General features: G+C 66.2%; 1 protein-coding gene. It reads right to left on the bottom strand.

The window, feature by feature from the left end:
* On the bottom strand, window positions 1-240 hold a 240-nt coding region (locus tag G8O24_RS43820), incomplete at both ends, for a GGDEF domain-containing protein (RefSeq protein ID WP_188108504.1).

Genomic DNA, 240 nt, shown 5'->3' with positions numbered 1-240 from the left:
TGTGGGCCGAGGTGATGTGCGGCAGGCAGAGCTGCAGCACGGCCGAACGGACCTGCTCGCCGATCTCGACGGCGCGCATCACGTCGGTGTTCGGCAGCAGCAGGCAGAACTCTTCGCCGCCGTAGCGGGCCGGCAGATCCTGCGCGCGAACCTTGTCGCGCAACACCTTGGCCATCAGGCGCAGCACCTGGTCGCCGACGCCGTGGCCGAAATTGTCGTTGAAGGTCTTGAAGTGGTCGA

This window comes from Bradyrhizobium campsiandrae, assembly GCF_014529705.1.
Classification (GTDB): Bacteria; Pseudomonadota; Alphaproteobacteria; order Rhizobiales; family Xanthobacteraceae; genus Bradyrhizobium; species Bradyrhizobium campsiandrae.
The sequence above is the reverse complement of the archived record's forward strand: the minus strand, read 5'-3'. Positions and strand labels throughout refer to the sequence as shown.